10 protein-coding genes and 3 tRNA genes are annotated in these 20,787 nt (G+C 37.9%); 4 read left to right on the top strand and 9 right to left on the bottom strand.

The window, feature by feature from the left end:
* Positions 1-3: 3 nt before the first annotated feature.
* The 7 genes from oadA to alaS form a co-directional block, all read right to left on the bottom strand.
* Complete coding sequence (oadA, locus tag H4J54_RS11520; protein ID WP_182191014.1) at positions 4-1,776, bottom strand: sodium-extruding oxaloacetate decarboxylase subunit alpha; 1,773 nt, start codon at positions 1,774-1,776, stop codon at positions 4-6.
* A gap of 9 nt (positions 1,777-1,785) precedes the next feature.
* Positions 1,786-2,058, bottom strand: a complete 273-nt coding sequence (locus H4J54_RS11515; RefSeq protein ID WP_182191013.1) for an OadG family transporter subunit — start codon at positions 2,056-2,058, stop codon at positions 1,786-1,788.
* Between the two features lie 1,086 nt (positions 2,059-3,144).
* Positions 3,145-3,221, bottom strand: a tRNA-Arg gene (locus tag H4J54_RS11510).
* A gap of 116 nt (positions 3,222-3,337) precedes the next feature.
* Positions 3,338-3,414, bottom strand: a tRNA-Arg gene (locus H4J54_RS11505).
* Positions 3,415-3,560: 146 nt separating this feature from the next.
* Positions 3,561-3,653, bottom strand: a tRNA-Ser gene (locus tag H4J54_RS11500).
* A gap of 204 nt (positions 3,654-3,857) precedes the next feature.
* The gene (csrA, locus tag H4J54_RS11495; protein ID WP_085304221.1) at positions 3,858-4,055 is read right to left on the bottom strand and encodes a carbon storage regulator CsrA; all 198 of its coding nucleotides are present in this window, start codon (positions 4,053-4,055) and stop codon (positions 3,858-3,860) included.
* A gap of 731 nt (positions 4,056-4,786) precedes the next feature.
* A complete protein-coding gene (gene alaS, locus H4J54_RS11490; RefSeq protein ID WP_182191012.1) occupies positions 4,787-7,411 on the bottom strand; it encodes an alanine--tRNA ligase in 2,625 nt (874 codons plus the stop codon).
* Positions 7,412-8,168: 757 nt separating this feature from the next.
* Here alaS and H4J54_RS11485 point away from each other — a divergent pair.
* From H4J54_RS11485 to H4J54_RS11470, 4 genes are all read left to right on the top strand, one after another.
* Positions 8,169-11,663, top strand: coding sequence for a hypothetical protein (locus H4J54_RS11485; RefSeq protein ID WP_182191011.1), 3,495 nt, complete (start codon positions 8,169-8,171; stop codon positions 11,661-11,663).
* A gap of 313 nt (positions 11,664-11,976) precedes the next feature.
* A complete protein-coding gene (locus H4J54_RS11480) occupies positions 11,977-13,506 on the top strand; it encodes an AMP-binding protein (RefSeq protein WP_182191010.1) in 1,530 nt (509 codons plus the stop codon).
* Positions 13,507-13,536: 30 nt separating this feature from the next.
* Entirely contained in the window at positions 13,537-14,442 is a 906-nt protein-coding gene (locus H4J54_RS11475) for a TauD/TfdA family dioxygenase (protein ID WP_182191009.1), read from the top strand.
* 87 nt (positions 14,443-14,529) lie between these two features.
* Positions 14,530-15,366 (top strand): SDR family oxidoreductase, encoded by an 837-nt coding sequence (locus H4J54_RS11470; protein WP_220464167.1) that lies wholly within the window; start codon positions 14,530-14,532, stop codon positions 15,364-15,366.
* 430 nt (positions 15,367-15,796) lie between these two features.
* On the opposite strand, the gene H4J54_RS11465 is transcribed toward H4J54_RS11470, so the two are convergent.
* Together H4J54_RS11465 and H4J54_RS11460 are read right to left on the bottom strand one after the other, a co-directional pair.
* Positions 15,797-19,498 (bottom strand): sensor histidine kinase, encoded by a 3,702-nt coding sequence (locus H4J54_RS11465; RefSeq protein ID WP_182191008.1) that lies wholly within the window; start codon positions 19,496-19,498, stop codon positions 15,797-15,799.
* 29 nt (positions 19,499-19,527) lie between these two features.
* Complete coding sequence (locus H4J54_RS11460; protein ID WP_182191007.1) at positions 19,528-20,748, bottom strand: diguanylate cyclase; 1,221 nt, start codon at positions 20,746-20,748, stop codon at positions 19,528-19,530.
* Between the last annotated feature and the right edge of the window lie 39 nt (positions 20,749-20,787).

Raw genomic sequence — 20,787 nt, 5'->3', positions numbered from 1 at the left:
ATCCTATACCAAGCTTAACAAGATATCACCAACGGCAACTGAGTCACCTTCTTTGGTGTGAATAGCGGATATTTCACCGGCTTTTATTGCCCGGATTTCAGTTTCCATTTTCATCGCTTCCATAATGATAACTACTTCACCTGCTTCGACTTCGTCACCTTCATTTACCAGCACTTTAAAAATATTACCCGCTAAAGGCGCTTTCAAAGGTTCACCATCGCTTGAACTTGCCGCAGGTGCTTTGCTCGATGGCGCAATAGTATCTATTGAACCACCAGGGGCAACAACAACGTCGAAGACTTTACCGTCAACACTTACCGCGTAACTTTCAGGGCCAGTGTTTGCTGAACTCGTTGCTGGTGCTGCAGCCGTAATTTTAGCAGAGGCTTTAGTCGGTGCTGGTTCAAAAGCATCTGGGTTATTGCGATTGGTTAAAAATTTCAAACCAATTTGTGGGAACAATGCATAAGTTAGCACGTCATCGATAGTATCTTCAGCTAGCGTAATATTTTTCTCTTCGGCAATTTGTTGCAATTCAACCGATAATTTATCCATTTCTGGGTCAAGTAAGTCTGCTGGGCGACAAGTAATTGCTGCTTTGCCATCGAGCACTTTTGCTTGTAATTCAGCATCAACTGGCGCGGCAGTCTTACCATACTCACCTTTTAATACACCGGCCGTTTCTTTGGTAATTGACTTGTAGCGTTCACCGGTCAAGACATTTAATACCGCTTGTGTGCCGACAATTTGCGAGGTTGGTGTTACCAAAGGAATATAACCCAGGTCTTTACGCACTTTTGGAATTTCTGTTAGCACTTCATCAAGTTTATCAGCCGCGCCTTGCTCTTTTAATTGACTTTCCATATTGGTTAGCATGCCACCAGGTACTTGTGCGACTAAGATACGCGCATCAATACCCCGCAAGCTACCTTCAAACTGGGCATATTTTTCGCGAACTTCACGAAAATAAGTGGCTACTTCTGCTAATTTAAGCATGTCTAAGCCAGTATCACGTGCTGTACCTTCAACAATAGAAACAATAGTTTCTGTTGGTGAATGGCCGTAAGTCATACTCATTGAAGAAATAGCCGTGTCGATCACGTCAATATCTGCATCAATGGCTTTCATGTGGGTAGCAACACTCAAGCCTGTTGTAGCATGACAATGTAGTGCAATAGGTAAAGCTACAGTTTCTTTTAAACGGCTAATCAACTCAGCGGCATCGTAAGGCTTCAACAGGCCAGCCATATCTTTGATACACAAAGAGTGTGCGCCCATGTCTTCTAGTTGCTTAGCCATGGTTAGCCAGCCTTCAAGGGTATGCACAGGACTCTCAGTATAGCTTAAGGTTCCTTGAGCATGCGCGCCAACCTTTACCGCGGCTTTAATCGATGTTTGTAAGTTACGCACATCGTTCATCGCATCAAAAATTCTAAACACATCAATGCCATTAACGTGAGCGCGCTCAACAAATTTTTCTACCACATCGTCAGCATAATGACGGTAACCTAAAATATTTTGACCACGAAACAACATTTGCTGTTTTGTTTTTGGCATCGCCTTTTTTAGCGCTCGAAGACGCTCCCAAGGATCTTCACCTAAATAACGAATACAAGAATCAAATGTTGCGCCACCCCAAGATTCAATTGACCAATAACCAATTTCATCCATTTTAGCAGCAATGGGTAACATATCTTCCAAACGTAAACGTGTGGCGAGCAATGATTGATGGCCGTCGCGTAATACGACTTCAGTTATTCCTAAGGGCTTAGTCATGGTCATTTCCTATTTCTGTGCAGAATGTTGTTGACGATATTGGGTAACAGCACAAGAGATTGCTGCGACGACTGCCGGTGATACACCGTTGCCATCTTGTTTTTTATTGTTTTTTTTACTTGAGGCTCTACTTTCAACAATGGCATCAGGAAATTTTGTTGCCAACCTAACCAGCACAACCTTGATAAAAACAATCAACAAACCTAAAAAGGTAAATACAAAGACCATACCGGCTAGCATTAAAGTACCTGCTTCAATAAATAAGTGTTGAAGATTTTCCATTTTTTTACTCTCAAGCAATTTTATATAATTAGAATAATCACTCCAATGTGTAAAAAGCAAACAATTTATTACAAATTGGTAAAAAAAAACGATGTCAAGCTAAAATAGTTCAAAAAAACAACTAAATTTAATAATATTTCGTCATTATTTTATAAAAAATGGTATATCAAGTAAATTGTATACAATATTAAATCCATGAATAGCGGTTATTAGAAACAGAAAAACAAAGATATTATACAATATACAACACTTAAAGCCGACACTAACTAATCACCTTTTTTTGCTCAAAAAACACACATAAATCACAATAAATCATTATTTTATTGTCAATAAAAATCTAAAAACACATAAACTGATTAGACTAAATAATGGCTTATTTAGACAGCATTAAAATACTAGTAATGCATATTTTTAGTTTCAGATAAATGTTGTTGATAATAAGAATGTCGATCAAAAGTTTTTTAAACTCACCTTTGGTTAGTTCAGAGGGAGGTGGTTAGTTCAGAGGCAAGCTAATAACTATAAAAATACTCAACCAAATGAGTGCCTGTATTGCGCTAACTCAAAAAACATAACCGATAGTCATAATGTTTCAAACACTTTGCTTATGCTAAATTTAATATTTATTGTACTTAGCTCACTGATACCTATTAAATTAATTAAGTGTTCTACTTTTTAATCCGGAAAAGTGAATAAATACAAGAAATTAAATTTAATCACTAGTTATACCAATTTCATTAATTAGGTGGTCAACTTTATACGCAGGAAAAATGGCCAAATATAAGGCATTTATTTAATCACTAGTGGTTCTAATTATTAAATAAATAACGCAGTAGTGGGTTATTTTAACCCGTAAAAATGATCAGATAATTAGTGAGATTGGTATTTTTCATCTTATAAATTTTATGACGCTGTAGCTTTTAATTTTAACTATTAAAAATAAACAGGTAATTCATCAAGTTACTATAAATCCAACAGGGATAAAAACTAGCTTTAAAAGATTTTTGGGGAAAGTTATCGCAGATAAGTGGTTGGCAAGAAATTTTAGGCGAAAAAAAACCAGTCATAAGACTGGTTTTTTCAATGTGGCGGACGCGGCAGGAGTCGAACCTGCGACCGCCTGGTTCGTAGCCAGGTACTCTATCCAGCTGAGCTACGCGTCCGCAATAAACTGTTTTTTTATATCTCATGCTTAGGAGATGACCAACCTATAATATATTTATTTTTTAACTAGCGCTAATATTTGCTAGTCTTTATTATTTAGCCACTTAAAGAAAAGTGGCGGACGCGGCAGGAGTCGAACCTGCGACCGCCTGGTTCGTAGCCAGGTACTCTATCCAGCTGAGCTACGCGTCCTAAAATCAAACCTGTTATTTATATCTCTAGTTCAAGAGATAACGAGCTAAACAATATCCCCTTAGGTAGACAACCTAGTAAATATTATATGTACCCGCAATGAACTATGTAACTATCGTTGTTCCTACGATTCCAATCTAAAAAATTGGCGGAGAGGGAGGGATTCGAACCCTCGATCCGGCTACAAACCAGATACTCCCTTAGCAGGGGAGCGCCTTCGGCCACTCGGCCACCTCTCCAATGGGGCGAATCATAAGGGATTATAAAAATAAGTCAAACTTTTTCCCGCTTTTATTCCTATTTACTGACTGTTTGGTGACAATTCAAACAACACGGTCATTTTTCAAACGTTAACTTGCGAAAAACACGCTAAAATGGTCTAGCTAATTTTATTGCTGGATCAAAAAAGCCGACTGATGTCGGCTTTAATTATGAGAAAGTAATTAGATTTCATTACCTGAGGCTTCACCCTCACCTTTTTCAGATTGTATTCTCATATATATTTCTTCGCGATGAACCGAGACTTCCTTCGGGGCGTTGACACCAATACGTACTTGGTTACCTTTAACACCCAACACTGTCACTGTGACATCGTCTCCGATCATCAACGTTTCACCAACTCGGCGAGTTAATATTAACATCTTAATTTCCTTTATGTTTAAAAACGAGCTCCACTAAATATATATAAGCTAGTAACAAATTAAATTTAGTCTACTATTTGCAAAAGTGCACTAATGTTCACAATAAGCATCTAGAATACTTATCAAACATTGACGATTCTACTAACCATATCGAATTTTCAATATTTAACAAAAAACTTGCAGAACAATCGCAGAATGCAATTGCAGCAATTACTGCTCATATTAACAACCTTCATGAAACAATAAACACTTTATAAGTAAGTTTTTGTAAATTTTTATCAAAAACATATGAATAGAAACACTGTAGCTACATACCATTAACAAAAAAGCTTGAAGGTGGATAAAAATTCTATCTGATTGTAATTTATTATTTATATTAAAATAATAAATTAATGAATTTATATTTATACCAAGTTCATTAAGTTAGTTCAGTGGCAAAAAATATTGCAATGGATCTTATTGATGTTCCTGTCACACAAGCTCCTGTGCATCGACGTACCAGGATATATGAGTATCCTAGAGCATTGATGGCTAGGAACGGCTATGTCCTCTAAATATAACCTACATGCTATTTATTCGCTCTTGTGCATCCATATACATGAATGCACCAATGCTGTGGAGCCATAAATGGCTAAGAACGACAATACACTCACCACACTAAGCACATCCTATAGATAAAAAAAGGGGCCAAAAGCCCCTTAAATTAATTTATCTACTTACCTACCTAGATATTAGCTCAACTTATCTTTTAACCAGCTTTGTGCTGCTTTTAAGGCTGCTTCAATATTTTCTGGTTGGCTACCTCCGGCTTGAGCCATATCAGGACGTCCGCCACCTTTACCACCGACTTCTTGCGCGGCAATATTAACGAGTTCGCCAGATTTTACTTGGCCAACAAGATCTTTGGTAACACCAGCAATTAAGCTCACTTTATCGTCACTGGTTGCGGCTAGTAAAATAATGCCTGAGCCCATTTTATTTTTCAGGTCATCAACCATGCCACGCAATGATTTAGCCTCGACGCCTGCTAGATTAGCAACAAGGGTTTTCACACCATTAACGTCAATAGCTTGGCTGACTAAATCAGCACCGGCTTGACTAGCAAGTTTTTGCTTAAATTGTGCTAATTCTTTTTCAAGTTCTTTGTTGCGTAATATCACTTGCTCAACTTTACCGGCCACATTCACTGGGTCAGTTTTAACCAAGGCGGCAATAGTACTTAATGTTTGTTCTTGTGCGGCAAAGTAGTTTAATGCGGCCTCACCTGTTACGGCTTCTATTCGACGAACACCGGCAGCAATGCCTGATTCAGAGACAATTTTAAATAAGCCAATATCACCGGTTCGGTCAACATGCACACCACCACAAAGTTCAGTAGAAAAGCCACCTAAGGTGACCACTCGCACTTCATCGTCGTACTTTTCGCCAAATAATGCCATCGCGCCTTTTTCTTTCGCTTGGTCAATTTGCATTAAATTGGTTTCGCGCGCTAAATTGCCACGAATTTGCTCATTCACCATACGTTCAACAGTATTTAACTCATCGCGTGTGACGCCTTCAAAGTGAGAAAAATCAAAACGTAGTTTTTCTGCATCACATAATGAGCCTTTTTGCGTAACGTGATCGCCTAATACTGTGCGAAGACTGGCGTGTAATATATGTGTAGCTGTGTGGTTTTTAACAATAGCGGCACGACGTTCGCTATTAATTTGCGCGTTAACACGACTGTTTAAACCAATAGTGTCACGGGCAATACCTTTGTGCGCAAAGGCATGACCTAATTTAAAGGTATCAGAAACTTCAAATATGCCGCCATCAAACTGTAATATGCCACTATCACCGACCTGTCCACCTGACTCAGCATAAAAAGGGGTTTTATCAAGCACTACAATACCGGTTTCACCCGCACTTAATGCTACAACTGAGGCTTCATTGTTAAAGAGTTCAACCACAGTAGAAGACATTTCATGGCGGGTATAACCTTTAAATTCAGTCCGATGTTCTGACTTAAGGGTGTCGTTGTAGTCTGTGCCAAATTGGCTAGCTTTTTGAGCGCGAACACGTTGTTGAGCCATGGCGGTATCAAAGCCGTCAAGATCAATATTTAAGTGCCGTTCTCGGGCAATATCAGCGGTTAAATCAGCAGGAAAACCATAAGTATCGTAGAGTTTAAAAACGTCATCGCCAGCGATAGTATCGCCTTTAAGTGCTGATAACGTATCTTCTAACAGCGCCATGCCTCGGTCTAACGTTCGACCGAACTGCTCTTCTTCTCTGAGTAAAACTTTCTCAATAATGGCCTGTTGCTGTACAAGTTCAGGATAAGCTTCGCCCATTTGCTCAGCAAGTGAGGCGACTATTTTATGGAAGAAAAATGACTTAGCTTCTAACTTGTGACCATGGCGAATAGCGCGGCGAATTATACGACGTAATACATAACCACGGCCTTCATTTGACGGCATAACACCATCAGTGATTAAGAAGCTACACGAACGAATATGATCTGCAATAACACGTAGTGATTTATGTGCTAAATCATTACATTCAAGTAATGTAGCGGTATCACGAATTAAGCCTTGGAAAATATCGATTTCATAATTGCTATGCACACCTTGCATTATCGCTGAAATACGCTCTAAACCCATACCAGTATCTATTGACGGCTTAGGCAAATTATCCATGGTACCGTCGGCTTGACGGTTGTATTGCATGAAAACTAAATTCCAAATTTCGATAAAGCGATCGCCATCTTCATCTGGAGAACCTGGAGGACCACCAAAAATATCGTCTCCGTGATCATAAAAAATTTCTGAACATGGGCCACATGGGCCGGTATCACCCATTGACCAAAAATTGTCTGACTCATAGGGTTTATCAACTGATTTATCACCAATACGAATAATTTTCTCCGCTGGCACACCAATAACAGTTAACCAATAATCGTATGCTTCAACATCACTTTCATAAACAGTTACCAGCAATTTTTCTTTTGGTAATGCTAATACTGAGGTTAAAAATTCCCAAGAATAATTTATCGCTTCTTTTTTGAAGTAATCACCAAAGCTAAAGTTACCCATCATTTCAAAAAAAGTATGATGACGTGCGGTGTAACCGACATTTTCTAGATCATTATGCTTACCACCGGCACGAACACAGCGCTGTGCTGACGTGGCTCGGGTATAACTGCGAATATCATCGCCAAGAAATACATCTTTAAATGGCACCATGCCAGCATTAGTGAATAATAAAGTCGCATCGTTACCAGGAATAAGCGAGCTACTCGCAATAATTTGATGTTGCTTAGATGCATAAAAATCTAAAAATGCCTGACGCAATTGGGCACTAGTTTCAATCATTTAAATTTCCTAATTTTCGAAGAATATATCTGTTTAAGCGTTTAATAGTGTCATGGTTTAATCTGTTGAGAAACCACCTTGTTGCATAAAGCGCACTCTTTTGGCTTTATCTTTTTGATCTGTTATTAGGGACGCACCAATGTGCTTATTATACGCAAGCTCTGCTTGAAGATACCAATCTATTTAATCATTACTTGGTGATTTATCTACAAATTGACCATTAACATCTTTTCTGCCAAGTCACCTTCATATCGCACTAACCTTAGCCTCAAGACAATTGGCAGTTAAAAAAATCACAAAAACACTCAGCAAAATAATCTTTATTTAGATAATATGCTGTAATGATCTAGTTTAAAAATAGCATTATTTCAGCAAATTTATACGCTAAAAAGCTGATTTTTTGCTGTAACTCTTTAGCTGATTTTTTTCTGTGAAACAGCACAACAGTGGCTGTATTTAAAGGGAATGATTTAATCCAATTTTTTATTGGCAAATATTTCACTGAGAATAAACAGATAAACAATAGAATTTATGCCTTAGTGAAGTCAGCAAAAAGTAAAAAGTAAAAAATCATCAATGATGACTAACTTTACACAACGCCAATAAAACTTACATTAGATGAATAAATTTTACATCCCGTTCATAATCGCGCAGAATAAACTTGCAGTAATTTATCATAATGAATGAGCTAACATTGAGCGACATTCAGTCAAAAATAACAGCTAAGTACTAGCGATTAATAAAAATAAGGACATGTATGAAGGGACAAATTAAAAACATGCGTTTAATATTGGTTATTTTACTTAGCTTACTATTTTTACAGGCATGTGGTGGTTCAAATGATACAACACCAACATTCACCATTAGCTCATCAGTTTCATCGGTTGCATTTACCCATGAATTTTTACAAGCACAAAACCATACCATTGCCCTTGATGTTACCTTTGATGGTGATGGCTTATTACTCGGCTTCGCCCCGACCGCAGCGCCTGTAAGCTGGTTAAATTATCGCATTGCCAATCTAACCGCAACGTCTGCCACTATTCATATTGATGTGGTTAACGCTGATATAATCCCAGCGGACCTTTACGGTACAACCCTAAGATTATCCAGTGGCGATACGGCAACAACAAACTTCGCCCATGCCGATATTAATGTTTCATTACTAATTTGGCAGGCCCTTACCTACGACGATACTTACGGTGTTGACGCCATTGCCTCGCAAAATATTGCACTCAGCTCAAGCGCAGATAATTTAACCTTAGCAAGTTCAGTGTCTTGGCTCAGCCTTGAAAAAAGCTTTCTTGATGGTGTAACAACCATTACCGCTACCCCTGATGTTAGTCACTTTAGTACAGCCGGATTTTATCCCGCGACCATAGATATAACCAGCCCGCTAGGCACAACAGAGTATCCCGTTGAATTGAGCTTAGACAACATTCATTTATTTGCTGACAGAGCAACAGTGGCCTTAGCACAAACCGCTAATATTAGTAACAGCCAAACTACGCTTAACATTAATTCAAATAGTCTTTTGCCTTGGGGCTGGCAAGCAACGACCGAAGCGGCGTGGTTAACCCTAACGCCTAACGCCGACACTAATGAGTTAACACTGGTTGCCGACAGCACGGCCTTAGCGAATAACGCAACAACGATCGCCGAGATCACCCTGAGTGGCAATGAACAAACCACAGCGATTTCAGAAACTATTCAAGTGAGTTTTTATAAATCTGACTTACTCAGTGAAAATAACTCACTAAATATTGTCGCTAATACTGACGGTGTAGTGACTAATCCTTTACTGCCACAATATTATGTTGCCACCAACAATGAGCTACGCAGCTATCACCTTTATACTAATGAATTATTATCCACAACCGTTATAGCGCCAGCAGATACTTTACTAGAACAGCTAATTATTCATCCTGACGCTAGCATGATGTTAGCAAAAGCGGTCGAAACTATCGTCATTGATGAAAACACCACTGAAACCAGCATACATAGATATCAAATCAACCTCAGTGATATGAGCGTTGTTGAGTTAACCGATGTTGATATTACCAACGAACCGATAAAATTCATTCGCCTTAATGGCCGCTATTTTGTGGCAACCACCATTTTAGAATTTGCCGACGAAAACCTAATCCGTGTTGGCTTCGACGGCCCTAACGCCTTTTTTGCCCGAGCCTTTAATGTTGCCGAACAAAATCAAAGCCTATTCGCCTTAGACGTAAGCACCAGCGATGATTTAATGTCGATAAAGCGCTTAAATGTCAAAGTGAATGATTTTGGCCGCAACCCCATCACCACAGAAATAAGCCACAGTTATCGACCTGAACTATTAGGTGAAAACGAGCAAATTAACGATTTCTATGTTACCGCTGATGAGCAAAACATTTACGCGATTAGCCCAACAAGTGAATGGATAAGTTTTGATGGTACAACCTTTATCGACAATGGCGTGTTAAATAGCAATGCAGCCATGACTAATTTAGCGCTTGCGCATAGTACTAATGATCGCCCTCACTATGTTAGATTTGACTCAGAAGTTGGTTTTAAAATCGATGTTTATAACGAGCAACAAACCCTTGCTAACACTATTGAGCTAGGTGCAAATCAACCCGCCAAAATGTTAATTGCCAATGGTGATAACCGTGCAGTTTTAACATCAAGCAGTGCTGACAGCATAGATGTCATCACTTTAAGCCAAATTTCAAGCTCGGTTGAAACACTCGCCTTTAATACCACTTTTGGCAACAGCGCCATAACACAACAAACACTGACACTGTCAAATATTTCTGCGAATTGGCAAGCAACGGCCAGTGCACCTTGGCTGATATTAACACCGCAGAGTGATGACAATGGCGAGAGAATATTAATTGATATTGATGCTAGTTTAATTACTGGTTGGGGCTTAATGACCGCCAGTATCTCGATATACGACCCCGCTAGTGGCACCACAAAAGTGATTACGGTTGACCTGGCTATTGATGCCATAAGGTTAAGTAGTAACTACCCGTCACTGGCTTTTAATAGTTTAGCCACCGAGCAAACACTAGTACATACCCTTGATATTTTAACCAACAGCGAAACTAATATCGCTTGGCAAGCCAGTACTGACGTTAGCTGGTTATCTTTATCAACTGACAGCACCAACAACACACTGACCATCACAGGCACACCCGCCAACATAGCCAGTGACGGCGTTCATAGTGCGGTAATAACCTTATCACCAACTACCGCTGACACCGCATTATTGGGCCGCATTAACGTCACCTTCAATAAAGGCGTCAATGATGCCAATGACCTTGATATCAGTAATATTAGCTTCAATACCTCAGGCCTAGTGCTAGATCCGATGCGACCTTACGTTTATATTGCTCAAGGCGATAAAATTAATACTTATCATGTTATTTCTGGCGCGTTAATTAACACCACAAGGTCACCATTAGTCGATGTCGATTTAACCAACTTAGTGATCCACCCTGACGGTTCAATGTTGTTAGCATCAAATAGCGAAACTTATTTAGATGAAAACGAGCTTGAACAAACTCGGATTAATCATTATCAATTTGACTTAAACAGTTATCAGTTTAGCCAAATAAATAGTGACAAGATCACTATAGAATACCGCCCTCTGATGATCAAGATAATCGCTGGAATACCCCTTGTTATCACACAAACACTGGAGTACGCCGACCTAAATTTAACGCGCCAATATTGGCTTCAAAACAATGCTTATTTCGTTGCAAGCATTGCCCAAGCCAATAGTGCAGATATATTTATGGCCTACAAGCAAGCAACCACCTCACTTGAGCGCTTTGCGCTAAGTTATAACGCTTATGCCAGTGAAACGATATCAGTGACAAATCAGCCGGCCTACATCAATGCAGCCTTCACTAACTTATCGAGCTTTGCCATGAGTCATAACGGTGAGACGATTTATAGCGCTAATAGCACCAGCGAATGGGCAAGTTTTGACGGCACTATCTACACTGACAACGGCCGACTTCAAGGCAATGCTAATGTGCAAACCTTTAACAGCACCACAGATAGCGGTAACAACAGTTACTTCTACCGTTTTGATCCAACCTTAGGTATTACTTATAGTAAATATAACGCGGCTCAGGTTGAACTTTGGTCAGAGGTTATAGCGGATGCTAGCGCTGAAAGTTACTTATTGCCAGCTTACCAACGTGTGCTGATTTATGATGCAGAGACATCAACCTTAAAGTTACGCTCTCACCCTTAGTGGTAAGCTAAAATAGAGTGGTTGCTTTTACTGACACATAAGTTGACAAACGATGAACAAATAAAAAACCGCATTTATGCGATTTTTTTATGCTTTACATAATAATTTAGTGTTCAAGTTAGCATCAAGATCAGCTGTAAAATCATCGGTGATAAAATAAATTCGGAGCATTTTTATTTATAACTCTGCCTAGGGATAGGTATAACTTTCCTCTTTGTGTTGAGCAATTTTTCTCACGCTTAAGACTGCGTTAAGATTTGTCATAGATACTTGCTTTAATCAAATCCTAATGGATTCATTGAAAGGAAGTATCATGGAAAAGCTGTTTCAAGTATTACGCTCGCGCGCTGATTTTTTTCCTCATCAAGCGGCTTTAATTACCGATGCGGGTGATCATCAAGACATCATTTCTAATCAGCAATTATGGCAAAAAATAGCGAGTGTAGCCGCGGTTTTTACCCAAGCAAAAGTACAGTGCCTTGGGCTGTATATGGATAACTGCTCAGAGTGGATTATCTGTGATTTGGCTGCCGCTAGCTTAGGCGTTACCTTGGTGCCCATTCCACTATTTTTTACGCCTGCACAAGTTGGACATTTAGCGAAAAGCGCACAACTAGACGCCATTATAACCAAGCAAGCTTTAACACTGGCGCTTAGCACTAACGAGCACTTACATTTTGCTGTTGCGAATAACGCCGCACCTAAGCTTTTACCACTTACTGACACCCTGCTATTGCCTCTATCGGACGATTACCGCATTGAACGTAAAATTCATGCGATTAACGATATTAATGCCGTGACTAAAATTACTTATACCTCAGGCTCTACCGGAGAGCCTAAAGGGGTTTGTTTATCCAGTGCGAACATTGCGGCGGTGTGCGAAGGCATTGAAGCTTCAATGGTTAAAATGCCCATATCAGATCATTTATGCGTTATGCCGTTAGCGACATTATTAGAGAATATTGCTGGGGTATATATTTGCTTACTACGAGGTGGAGCAGTAATAACCGCGCCATTAGCCACGCTAGGCTTTGTGTCTAATGTTGAATTCGATATTGAAAAATTAGTCAATAAAATTGCTTTGCATCAGGTTGGCAGCGTTATTTTATTACCACAAATATTAAAATATTTAGTGCATGCAGCAAATACAGAAGTTTTAGCTCAATGCGCCAGCTTACAGTTTATCGCGCTAGGCGGAGGCAAAACATCACCACTTATTTTGCAACAAGCGATAGCTCTTGGGCTACCTGTTTATGAAGGCTATGGTTTATCAGAATGTTGTTCGGTGGTCAGTCTTAATTTACCCCAACAAAATAAAATAGGCAGTGTTGGTAAGGCACTACCTCATGTGCAGGTCAGTATTGCTGCAGATGGCGAGATCATTATTGATGGTCAGGCAATGCTAGGGTATTTAGGTGAGTTAAAGCCAGTACCTGAACAAATTCATACCGGTGATTTAGGCTATATCGATGCTGATGGCTTCATCTATGTGTCAGGCAGAAAAAAGAACACTATTGTCAGTAGTTTTGGCCGTAATATTTCTCCTGAATGGGTTGAAGCTAGCTTAACGTCGTCATCGACTATTGCGCAAGTAGCGGTTTTTGGCGAAGCTCGTCCTGCTTTGTCAGCGGTAGTGGTTGCCAGTAATAAAAATCCGCTTGCGATACAAAACGCTATTGATGAGTGTAATAAAAGCTTACCCGATTATGCGCAAATTCATCATTGGTTAATAGCTGATGCTCCTTTTAGTACTCAGTCCAATACGCTTACCAGTAACGGACGTATAAAAAGAAAAAATATTGCATTGCTCTATGAAGACAAACTTGCTGCACTTTATTCATAATTTAACCCTATTTATTATCAGGAGATCACTATGACAAACATTATTTTGGCTACCACAAACACAGCGTTAAATGAACTTGAAGTGGTTAACCAAGCCAAACAAAAATTAAATAATAACGGCTGGGTATTACTGCGTGGATTTGATGCTAGCTTGCCAAAATTTAGTGAATTATTAAAACAGTTTTGTCATGAGCTAACCTTTGATCCTGCACGTGAATTTGCTGATAAATCTAGCCAAAAAGTTAATGCGGGTATAGACGCAGTGGGTTTACATATAGAAAATGGTAATACGCCATTTCCACCTAACTTGGTGGCTTTTTATAGTGAAAAAAGCGCTAAACAGGGTTCTCAAACGACCTTGTGCGACGGTGCTGAACTTTATCAAAATATGTCAGCACAGTTACAACAAGCATGGCAACAAACAGTGACTGTTTCACGACGTTTACCTTCCCACCTTTGGCGCCAGTATGTGGTTAATCAACACCCAGAAGTTAACGGTTTAGCTGAGGTAACTGAAAAACATTTAGCTGATTTTATAGCGATTAATCAACATCAAAGAGGGAAAATAAACCCTGATGATAGTTTAGATTACGCATTAGATATTCAGCCTTGTTTACCCATTAAGGGCCTTGCTAATCAAGAAGCGGAGAAAGGAACGTTCACAGCAGAAAGCCAAACTGAGCAATTTGCTTTTGCCAACGCACTGTTAGGTCCGTCTTTTAATTATGAAAAACCAAATTATAGCTTTGCTAATGGTCAGCCAGTGAGTGAAGCATTAATGAAACAAACCGCTGAGCTTGCTGAAAAATATACTCAAGAAATTCAGTGGCAAGATGGCGATATAGTCATTATTAACAATAAACGCGTATTGCATGGTCGCAGAGCTATTACTGGCAACTTAAGCGACAGAGCACTTTTTATTGCTATGGGTTACTAAGCCTTAATTTTTTACAAAACACTGTAAAGAATACGTTAAACAATATTTTACCTAATGCGATAAACCGCATGGACAGAGGCTCTGCAAATGACCAATAAATTCAGCAACACCATGACCAATAATAATATTTTACTCACTGGCGCAACCGGGGGCATTGGACAAGCCTTTAGCCAACTATTGTTTAGCTCTGGTGCTAACTTGGTTTTAGTCGGTCGAAATCAAGTGAAACTAACGCAATTAAAAGCTGAATTATTGGCTTCAAATCCAGAGGCCAAAAACTCAGTGCTTACCTTTGTGGTAGATATTTTACAGCCAGCACAACGTGCTCACCTAATTGCACAATTAGCCTTATTGCCGTTTGAAGTTAATTTATTGATCAACAATGCTGGGGTAAGTCAATTTAAGTTATTTGAACAAGCTAGCGAAAGTGAAATAAGTCATATTATGACGACTAACACTATCGCCCCTATGCAACTAACCCAAGCGTTATTGCCCTTACTTAAACAGTGTGACAAGGCACAAATAATCAATATTGGCTCTACTTATGGCAGCATAGGTTTTCCTGGCTATACGGCTTATTGTGCCAGTAAATTTGCTTTAAGAGGCTTTAGCCAAACCTTATCAAGAGAACTAGCCGATAGTAATATTCGGGTTAAATATCTTGCACCACGCGCCACTCAAACGAGCTTAAATAGTAGTGAGGTAGAGAAATTAAATGCTGAACTGAATAGCACTGTCGATTCAGCCGAAACTGTGGCTAAAGCATTACTCACCTTGATCATGCAATCAAGTGAAGAACGCTACATAGGTTGGCCAGAAAAGATTTTTGTTCGAATCAACCAATTATTTCCCTCACTAGTTAGTCAATCAATTATAAAACAATTACCTATTATAAAAAAATATGCCAATAGTAGTTCAGTGTGATTTTTTCTATAACTTTACCCTTAATGTAGCCGTCGAATAAAGTGGCTTGATGTGATAGCCAATTTCTGACGAGACACATAAAATCTGTAGGCTGCTAATTGATGCTCTCGTCAATAATCAATGATAGTTTGACCGCTAGCTTGTTGTTCATTAAGAATAGTTCGCCATGGCTCTTGGCTTCGAGTTATTTTCATAAATTACTCCAATAATTGTTTGAAGTAATTTAACTTGAATGTAACTTATTGTTTAGATGAACTTTGCCGGACACTTACCATTGTTCTGATCACCAAATACCATAAATGTTCACTAATTTTTCAACTGTTTTTATGGTTTATAAATTATTTTTTTGGATACCTCAGTCACTGATCCTATTGATTATATTGTTAAATATCTGGAAAATTATCCTGAGGTATCTGACATATTTGTTTGATCATAAAACAGTGCAGCTAGATTTTACCGACTCAGTATCGTTATGCTGGCTAAGGGGTAAAACTAAAGTGAAGCAAGTACCAATATTTTCAGTGCTTTCTACCGATAAACTTCCTCCATGTTGTTGAATAATTTCATAACTGAGCGATAAGCCAAGTCCGGTGCCTTCGCCCGCTTCTTTAGTAGTAAAAAATGGTTCAAATATTTTAGTTAGATGACCTGATGCAATACCTTGGCCATTATCATAAATTTTGAGCACACAATGACTATCAATAATAGCGCTACAAATGCGGATATGACCAAAATAATCATCACCTTTGCTTGGTGAATTAGCTTTTATGGCTTGACTAGCATTAACCAATAAATTCATTATCACCTGATTAATTTTGGAGGGAAAACAAAATACTTCAGGATTATCTCTAAATACTAATTCAAAATGAGTAACATCCTTATATTCGGTTTTAACCAATTCAACCGTACCTTCTATGCATTGATTAATGGGCATGATCTCCATTTCATTTTTATCTGAGCGAGAAAACACACTTAATCCACTGACGATTTTTTTGATCCGCTGCGCACCTTCACTAATAATATCGAGATGGTCATGTAAAGAGATGAATTTCTTCTCAAACGCGGTAAGTACTTCCTCATCGGCATCGTCGCCAGCTAAATCATATATAAATTTTTTAAAGCGGATTAAATCAACATCCATATTTTGACAGCTACCATAAACAAAATTGGTAGGGTTGTTAATTTCGTGGGCAATGCCTGCGCTGAGTGTACCTAAAGAGGACATTTTCTCTTGAATGGCAATGGTTTTTTGCGCGTTTTTGAGCTCCGCTGTTCGTTCATCAACCGCTTGCTCTAGGTCAATGCTACGTTGTGTTAATGTTTTTGTTTGTTGTTGAGTACGATACCGTATAAAGCTAAAAATGAGTAAACTAAAAATTAAGATAAAAATGCTTTTAGCCCATAAAGTCCAATACCAAGGTGCTAGGACAATAACTTTAATTTTTGCACCCTCTTCATTCCAAAAGCCATGATTATTGCTACCTTTGACTTTAAATATATATTCGCCCACGGGAATATTACTGTAATTAGCATGCCGGCGTTTTGCATTGGTCGGTATCCATTCTTTGTCAAAGCCCTCCAGCATATATAGATATTTATTTTTTAATGGCGCGGAATAAGCCAGAGCGGAAAAATCAAAAGCAAAATTATTTTGTTGATGATTTAGCGTAATGCTGTTAGTAAAATTAATATTTTTAGTCAGTAAATTGTACTGCTTTTTATCTTGTTTAGATGGCTGAATTTCGTCTTCATGCATAATATTAACTGCTTTGTTATTTACATAAAGTCGAGTTAATACGACTTCGGGGATACGGGTATTTAACTTAATATCTTTGGGTGAAAAATAGACAACACCTTCTGGACCACAATAATATATATCACCATTTTTAGCTTGATCTGCACAGTTTATCCATTGTTTTACACTTGATATACCATCTATAGAGGTGAAATTATAAAAACGTTCACGGTCAATATAAAATACTGAAATTCCAAATTCGGTATGTAACCACAAGCGATTATTATCATTTAAGTCTGCATGAGAAGCTCTAATATTATTGTTATTCAATCCGTGTCGATGATCATAAATCTCACCAACAAAGCTCAACTCACCACTTTTAGTCGTAACTAAACTTCCCTTAAGCAGACCTGTTGTTAAGGTTGATAGCCAAATAGCACCATCCTCTGTTTCTGTAATAGAAGTGATTGAGGTGAAATATTTTTTTTCACCATTTTTCAATCGTATTTTTACGTTTTCAAAACTTAATTTTTGAGCTTTATTTTGCTCGCTTTCTGTCTCAGTTAAATAAAACAAACGACCATCGCCGCTACCAATTAATAAATGCTGCTTTGTTTCAACAATGGCGTTTATATATACTGAAAGTATTGTTTGAGCATTATTATCCCGTATTGGCACCCGAAAAAAGTCGTCTTTAAGATCATCATATAAATTAACTCCCGCCTGATTACCTACCCATATACGCTGATTTGAATCTTCAATAATAACGCGATTACGCCAGTTGCTACTTAGACTATTTGGCTTTTCTTTATCATATTTATAATGAGATTTTTGCTGTTTATTTGAAGATACTTTATAGACGCCATTATTAAATAACCCTAGCCAAATACGCCCTTGAGAGTCTTCTTTAAAGCCGACTACACCCCCTTCATCTAAATAAAACACACTTCTTTTTTTCGGTTCGGTATTTTTATCTAAAAGTTGATAATTAATAAAGCAATAGGGTGCACAGCTCTTTGAATTTGCTAATATTGACTCGTTACTTTTATTTTTACTGTTTTTATCTTTAAATTCCTTAGACAACCCGGTAGCAATACCACTGAGCCATAAATTTTGTTGATTATCAAAATCTGCCGTAACCACTACTTTACTTTGCAACATGTTTTTATTATCAGCATTAATAGGGATGGTTTTGAACCAGGTGCTATTAGTGTTAACTGTTTGAATAGTAAATGGAATAGATAGATACAAAACACCTTGTTGATTAATGAAAATGTTATAAATCAGATTTGTAGCTAAGCTTTTCGGAACTTCTGCGTTGTGTTGATACAAATAAAAAACTTGCTGCGTTGCACTGAATAAGCCTAATCCTGATTTAGTCGCAAACCAAATATCACCATTATTAGCTTGCTTAATGTCTTCGATATTACGAAGAGCATGATTAATAAATCTTGGCTTAACACTGTTATCATTTGCTAAATTCAATAATCCTTTTGACATATTAGTAATATTTACACTAAATATTCCTTGATCACTCGTACCTATCCATAATGTTTGCTCACTATCAGCCAATAAACTTAATACACTAATCGATTTTGAGTTATTTAAAGGCAACTTTAACTCTTTGAAAAGTGAATTTATTTTATTCAAAGGCAAAGTAGCACTGTTCAGCTGAGAAATATTGACAAAATGTAACCCTAGATCACTACCCACCCAAAGATTTTGTTGTTTATCAACGACAAGACGGTTAACAACACTGTTAGTAAATGGTGCATTAGTAAATGATAGTATTTCAAAGTCATCTGTTGTTGCTGCTATACTTTCTCTTTTAGGGGTAATTTGAGTGAGTCCATCATCACTGCCAACCCAAATATGATTAAATTTATCTTCGACAATAGTTTCTATAGCATTGCCCGCAAATTCATAAGCAACTTTATTATGATTAGCCGTAGACGAAGAGAAGTGAATAAACTTTTCAGTAACGGGATCAAAACGTGATACACCTGCATGCTTATAACCTAACCAAATATAGCCCTGACTGTCTAAAAATAAGGTATTGATTGCATTGCTTAATATTGAGTTTTGTTTTTCATTCTGGATATAATGTTGCAGATCAATACCATCAAACTTATAAAACCCACTATCTGATGCTATCCATAACATGCCCTGTTTATCTTCAATAAAATCCATTGCCACAATGTTTTCATCGCTGAGCATGTCTTGAAATTTCAATTGAGGCTTTAGATTATATCCATAAGCCATTGAATTACCGATAAACAAAAAGTAAAACAAGACAAAAGCAACAGAGGATATGAAGAAAGAACCTGTCAATATTCTGCGTTGAATATTGACAGGTTTATGAATAGAAAAAGTGTTCAAATATGGAGGTGATAGCATAACTAAACAAGGCTCTCGGCTGGTTTACATTACTTAATGGATAAAGTGATATTACTGACTAAATTAATCATGCTATTTTGAGTTAATAGTTCATCTGGATCTAGTAGCTTGGTGATCTCTTTCTCAGTAATATTATCGTTTACATGACTCAGTCCAACCCATGCATCTCTGCCATTATTTTTAGCTAGATAAAGTGCTTTATCCGCAAGTTTCAGTACCTGTTGCCAACTTAACGCATTGGGTTGTTCGATAATATAAGGGTATTGAACATAACCTATTGAACAAGTTTCAGTAAAACTTGTGTCTGAATTAACAACAAATACATGTTGCTTAATGGTTTTACGTAATCGCTCGGCTAGTATTGGTGCATCCGTTTGATTTATCTCTCTAACTACAATTAAAAACTCTTCTCCGCCCCAGCGTATAAATATGTCGGAACTACGAAATACAGTTTCTAGTAAGGGTTTAATGTTTTTAAGAACTTCATCTCCCAATTCGTGGCCATATGTATCATTCACTGATTTAAAATTATCTAAATCGATCATAAAAAAGGTGAGTTGTTCATTATGAGGCAAGGGTTTTGTGGTATCTTTTTGCCAATTTTGAAACGCTTCTAAAGATTGGGCGACGTTAGCATCAATATGTTTATCTAAATAGCGACGATTATTTAATTGGGTTAATGGATCGATTAAGCTAATATCTTCTAGCTTTTTATACGCTTGTTCAAGTTCGATATTTTTATCAGCAAGCTCTTTGGTTCTTTCTGCTACCGTGTACTCAAGCGATAATAAATGCGCATCATGCTTTTGTTGTAACTCAAAGTTTTCAAGTGCACGCTCTATAGTCCATAGAAAATCGGCGCGTTCAAAGGGTTTAATAATAAATTTATAAATATTAGCTTTATTGATAGACCCGATGAAAGATTCGACGTCGGTATAACCACTAACAATAATTCGCACAGATTTAGGAATGATTTTAGCTAAGTGACTTATCAATTCAACTCCACTCATGTGTGGCATACGCTGATCGCTGATCACCATACTGATGTCTTCAGGATTAGGATGTTTCTGAACAAGCTCAATCGCTTCAGCCCCATTGCTAGCCTCTAAAACAATAAATTCATATTGAAGAATAGAAGTAATCACTTTACGGTTTTCAACTTCGTCATCAACGACTAAAATGGCATGTTTTTTTATTGCTTGCTCTTGCGCTTGAATACTACGAAGCTTTTGAGTGTTAAATAATTGCAAAAAATTCTTCTTATTTATCAGACTACAAGGAGTAAAGGG

The sequence above is a fragment of the Colwellia sp. MB3u-8 genome (genome assembly GCF_014076985.1).
Lineage (GTDB): Bacteria > Pseudomonadota > Gammaproteobacteria > Enterobacterales > Alteromonadaceae > Cognaticolwellia.
Note: the sequence above shows the minus strand (reverse complement) of the source record. Positions and strands in the feature narration are given on the sequence as shown.

Coding starts and splice junctions, on each gene's coding strand:
- oadA (WP_182191014.1), bottom strand. CDS start 1,776: ATGACTAAGCCCTTAGGAATAACTGAAGTCGTATTACGCGACGGCCAT.
- H4J54_RS11515 (WP_182191013.1), bottom strand. CDS start 2,058: ATGGAAAATCTTCAACACTTATTTATTGAAGCAGGTACTTTAATGCTA.
- csrA (WP_085304221.1), bottom strand. CDS start 4,055: ATGTTAATATTAACTCGCCGAGTTGGTGAAACGTTGATGATCGGAGAC.
- alaS (WP_182191012.1), bottom strand. CDS start 7,411: ATGATTGAAACTAGTGCCCAATTGCGTCAGGCATTTTTAGATTTTTAT.
- H4J54_RS11485 (WP_182191011.1), top strand. CDS start 8,169: ATGAAGGGACAAATTAAAAACATGCGTTTAATATTGGTTATTTTACTT.
- H4J54_RS11480 (WP_182191010.1), top strand. CDS start 11,977: ATGGAAAAGCTGTTTCAAGTATTACGCTCGCGCGCTGATTTTTTTCCT.
- H4J54_RS11475 (WP_182191009.1), top strand. CDS start 13,537: ATGACAAACATTATTTTGGCTACCACAAACACAGCGTTAAATGAACTT.
- H4J54_RS11470 (WP_220464167.1), top strand. CDS start 14,530: ATGACCAATAAATTCAGCAACACCATGACCAATAATAATATTTTACTC.
- H4J54_RS11465 (WP_182191008.1), bottom strand. CDS start 19,498: ATGCTATCACCTCCATATTTGAACACTTTTTCTATTCATAAACCTGTC.